Source organism: Klebsiella sp. 28 (assembly GCF_018223905.1).
Taxonomy (GTDB): domain Bacteria; phylum Pseudomonadota; class Gammaproteobacteria; order Enterobacterales; family Enterobacteriaceae; genus Klebsiella; species Klebsiella pneumoniae.
Window position 1 is genome coordinate 1 of sequence record NZ_JAGRQY010000005.1, and the last position, 4,151, is coordinate 4,151.

The 4,151-nt window shown below is 48.2% G+C and carries 3 protein-coding genes; 1 reads left to right on the plus strand and 2 read right to left on the minus strand.

All coding sequences use genetic code 11. The features are described from left to right. On the plus strand, nt 1-1,804 hold a 1,804-nt coding region (locus KHQ28_RS00710), incomplete at its 5' end, for a hypothetical protein (protein ID WP_211777550.1). Between the two features lie 210 nt (nt 1,805-2,014). Here the strand turns inward: KHQ28_RS00710 and KHQ28_RS00715 are convergent. Both KHQ28_RS00715 and KHQ28_RS00720 read right to left on the minus strand, forming a co-directional pair. Beyond that, the gene (locus tag KHQ28_RS00715) at nt 2,015-2,305 is read right to left on the minus strand and encodes a hypothetical protein (protein WP_032419560.1); all 291 of its coding nucleotides are present in this window, start codon (nt 2,303-2,305) and stop codon (nt 2,015-2,017) included. 54 nt (nt 2,306-2,359) lie between these two features. Then, the coding region (locus KHQ28_RS00720) for a hypothetical protein (protein ID WP_201240815.1) at nt 2,360-4,151 on the minus strand (1,792 nt) is incomplete at its 5' end.

Here is a 4,151-nt window from a genome sequence, read left to right on the forward strand (position 1 = left end):
AAACCTGGGTTCAAACGAACTGCCTGGAACAGGCATTGTTTCCCTTAAATATTCCGGGACTGTTGCTGATGCTTTGGTTGATATTTACGTTGATGCACTGGGTGATTTTAAGAACATGCAAGATGGGTGCACCGAAGCTATCCTGAAAGCCGTAGCACACTGGGGTGGAAGAACCGACAGCGCATATGTTCAGGGACAAAAAAAGTATGGCCGAATTCATTTTCCAAATGGTACCTATGCGTTAGAAGATCTGCCTTTTATTGCAGGATGGGATTATGAGCTGGAACCATTCACCCTCATTGTCCCGCACCGTAATGCTAAGTTTGCATTTACCACTGTAGGTACTAAGGGAGTTGTACCCGGAGACCCGACATGGCAACGTCTGATGTACTCTCAGATTTCTGGCGGAGTCATCGGAGATTACTGGAAAGAAACAGGTAATGTGCCTGTCGGTGCAGGAGGTATTAACCTGTTGAATGGCTCCTATGTTCGCCTGCGCAACATCGCTATCCGGCATATCCGCGGCATCGCAATCTATGGTGGCGAGCTCTTCGACAGCCCGTTTGAGAACGTCAGCGTTATGTATTGCGGAAATGCTGACCCAAACAATTATGCACCTTGTGTGCTGTTTGATAATGCTGGTGGGCATGATGCCACCAACGCCTGTAAATTCGACAGACTGCATCTGGAGGCCAACCATACCGGAGGTATATGGAACAAATGCCGCCATATGATTTTTAACTCCATGAAGGTGGAGCGTGACGAGGGGACGCATGTTCTTGCCGGATGCCTGGGAATGACGTTTATGGCGCCGGGTCTGACGTTTAACCGAAATGATATCCCGCAATTTCTCATTAAGGATTTTGCGAAAGATGACACTACAGAACAGGCTGCATCGGATAGCAGGGGGGTTATTTTTGAGTCTCCAAGCTGTATATCCAGCTCTGCTGGTAACGGCTGGTATTTTTATCACACCAGTAATGCAGCCCCCATGGAAATATCTAACCTGTTCGGGAATGGTACGGGACTGATTTTCAAAGGTAAGAACGCCACCATTCACGGCGGAACAACCTATGACTGCGGACCGGTATTAGTCGATGCTGAAAAAGATGTCGCAGTATACCTGGTAAAATGGCGCGCCATTAAAAAAACGGCCGTCGGGGATGGAACCGACGATGCGATTATTCTGAGAGGGGCCAACTGCAAAGTGGTTTCGTGTGACTTTACCGGTCAGCCAGTTGACAGCGCAAGTCTGGCTATTCCGAATGGAGCTTTCATCAATACGGCTGCGACAGCTGACTCTGTGGTAACGGATAACACCGTCGGAGGGTATCGCCAGTATGGGATCAGAGCCTCGTTAAACCAGAAGGTTCGCGACAATAAAATCAATACCGATAATAACCACATCACCAGCCTGACAAACCAGACACGCACAAACAGTACCCTGGTAAATAAAAACACCATCGGGTTTGGTCTCGGTTCTGCCGACGGAGAAGCAACGGGCCTGACCATAGCGGCGGGCGCAACGTTGTCTTATGAAAAAGTTGTTGGTGCGTCTCTGTTCTGGCTGAGATTTATCGTAAATGGTACCGCCGCTGCCGGGTTAATCTTTGCCGACTCATCACTGCCCGGAATAGGTGTTGTGGATAACAGAAATACTGCGCTTCTTTCTTTTGCAGCAGGATCCGCGGGGGATGGACTTATTCACGTTACCAAGCCTTTGTCAGGAGGGGCGATAACCATCGCAAATTACACGGCGTATCCCGTAACATTTGTCCCGATGATTATCAGCGGTCATGGATAAAAAGGATTAAATGATGAAAATTTACTTTGACTATAAAGGTTCTCGTTTTATGAAGATGGCATTGCTATCCTTTTTCACAATTTACGTAGAACGCAACTTTCACGGTTATGCTGCTTTCATGATGCTATTCGCAGCGTCAATTCTCCTTAGCTTTACCGCCAGAATTGACAGGTAACAGGGAGTACCGCCAGTTATGAGCTGGCGGTATTTTCAGATAACTATCCCGCCAGCATATTTTATGCTATTGAGCAGGTTACTTTCAGCCTGCTCAAACAAGCTCTTCCCACCTTCCAGTGCGTAGTTAAATTCAAACTGGTCAACCTGTTTTGGCGGTTGTCCATTCACCGATGCCGATACCGAGGCGTAGGCTGTGGTATCATCGACTACCTGAATCAGCGAAATAGAATACGTAACATCTACAGTGACCTGAACTGAACCAATCGCCGTGCCACTGTCCGCAATAACGCTGGCCTCCAGTGTTTTATTTATTACAAAAGACATGAGATTACCTCATTCAGTAAATAAAATTACCCGCCCCACAGGGCGGGACATAAATCAGACCACATTACCCGCCGCGTCAACCCAGCCGTTATTTGCCGCATTACGCCAGATGGGTTTATTCAGCGTGGTATCGAAATATTCCATACCGGGAAACGCTGTACTGAATGGTCTGTTGGCGGTTGTTCCCGTGAGCGACCTGACCGGGTCTCCCACCTCATGCCAGAATGACCCCGTGTAGTACAGCTCCAGCGTCTTCCCTACCGTTCCCTGAACATCTTTACCGCCACGCAGAACAATATTGCTACTGTGCTGTATCGTGGTTGCATCGTTTGAAAATGTAATCAGCAGGCGCTGATAGGGCGTGCCGCCGGTAATATTGGTAATAGTGGTGGCTGTCGTGTTGTTAAAATTGAGGATGTGGTACGACTCATTCCCTGAGCCTGAGCCGTGAATAATGCTCGGCGTCGGTGTGTTTGTCGAAAATGAGATTCGACCTCCTGCCGCTCCGCGACCAAATATTTCACGGGCTTTATCATCAATCTGCGTGGCATGTGCCTGGTTAAAAACCGGATGCTCAAGATACTGGCGTTTTGAAGGGACGCCGTCTGAAAAAGAGCGAATACCAAAGCCCTGCGCTTTGCCGTAGTCACTAACCGTGCGGAAATGCGGACGACGAATTAACAGGTTATCGACATTTTGTGCATCAAATCCAATACCATTACGGGACAGGTTAAACGTCGGTGTATCCAGTTCAATTCCATCACCATTTGCAATATAAACACCGTAACTGTCTGGAGAGTGGTCATCAACAGACCCACAGCCAGTAAAGTAGTTCTGCTTAAAATTAATAGTGCGAGCCAGGTCAGTGCTCACGCCACCATCTTCCAGAATATTATCTATTCTGAGCCCGTTTTTTCTACTACCCTCATGCTGCATGCCGGTACAACTGAAAGAAATTACCCCGCCATCCAGCCACATTCCGTAGTGGTCTGCGCCAGAAGTTTGTCCGCCAGTAAAAACTAAAGGTCCTAAAGTCCCGTTAGCTTTTTCACGACGCCCGGCGCGGATACCATACCCCATCTTCATCACGTTGACATTCAGGTACTGTTTCATATTAATCTGACCAATAGTGTCGTCAGATTTAATATTCAGACCGATTCCAGTACACGAACCATCTCCTGTAGCAGGACCACGGATAAATCCAAGTAGATGAAGCGTTTCCCATGTAGTGGCTTCAGTTATACCGTTGCCCGCTGGATTGAGCACCTTTACATCGTACCGCTCCAGCTTCATCTGGCCCTGACTGCCCTGTAATAAAAGGACATCTGAGCTGTCCTGGCTGCCGATAAGGTTCAATGACGACAGTTCAAAATACCCGCCCATTGCTGCCGGGTCGGAAATACTGAATTCTCCAATCATTGATATTAACGGCGCGTTTTCTCCGGGGATATGGAAAATAGCCGAACCCTGACGCTCCACGTCTCCGGTTGCGTGACCCAGCACGCTACCTCGAATGGTCAGACGACCAGGGCGGCCAATCCAGTCTGGGTTTTTTATTGGGTCATAATGTAAATAAAGGGATTTGCTGGCAAACTTCCCACTAAAAGGAAGAATAATATCTACCCCGTGATAATGCGCCTCAGAGAACATTCGCTGCAGGTTAGCGGTGTTATCTGTCCCGTCTATCAGGCGTTGTGTTACCGGGTCAAAAACTGCATCAGGTTTGCAGTTGAAGTCCCAGGGGGAGATGATTTCGTCCAACATTTCGGCTATGGGACGACGTACAGCACCTCTGTACTTTTTTTTCCATGAGACTAAATCTGCGCCTTCGTCTGAACCCAGGTTT

Bases quoted from the DNA above. Each gene is read 5' to 3' on its own strand.
- KHQ28_RS00715 (WP_032419560.1), bottom strand. From the start codon at position 2,305: ATGTCTTTTGTAATAAATAAAACACTGGAGGCCAGCGTTATTGCGGAC.